We start from the raw sequence: 704 nt of genomic DNA on the forward strand, positions 1-704 counted from the left end.
TTGCCGAGATGGGCTCCGCTGTTCCAAAAATACAGCGAAGAGTTTGATTGGCGTTTAATCGCGGCTTTGGCCTACCAAGAATCTCATTGGAAACCAAAAGCAAAATCGCCTACTGGTGTTCGTGGCATGATGATGCTGACTTTACCAACGGCGAAAAGTGTTGGTGTAACCGATCGTCTAAACCCTGAGCAATCTGTTCGTGGTGGTGTGGAATACCTGCGTCGCATCGTCGCTCGCGTACCTGATACGATTAACGAACATGAAAAAATTTGGTTTGCATTGGCATCGTACAATATTGGTTATGGCCACATGATGGACGCGCGTCGATTAACCAAGGCACAAGGTGGCGATCCAAACGCATGGGCGGATGTAAAAGACCGACTGCCGCTGTTAAGACAAAAGCGTTACTACAGCCAAACCCGTTATGGCTACGCTCGTGGAGACGAGGCACGTAATTACGTTGAAAATATTCGACGCTACTACCAATCAATCATTGGGCATGTCAGTCAAAAACCTTCCATTGATGAAGATACGGATGATCTACAGGTTATCCCACCACTAAATCCAGAGTTGCTTATTTCTGGTGCGGTGGAAACCACTGCAGAAGAAGTGTCTGGTGCCTCTGATGTCACCAATGAAGTCGATGAAGATTTAGACCAAGAAGAAGAATAAACACGCAAAAAAGACGAGTGTGAAGCTCGTCT

At 46.6% G+C, this 704-nt stretch carries 1 protein-coding gene; it reads left to right on the forward strand.

The features are described 5' to 3' along the window. On the forward strand, window positions 1-672 hold a 672-nt coding region (locus R7Q46_RS27140), incomplete at its 5' end, for a transglycosylase SLT domain-containing protein (protein ID WP_318078256.1). Window positions 673-704: the final 32 nt, after the last annotated feature.

It is taken from the genome of Vibrio sp. 811 (genome assembly GCF_033339195.1).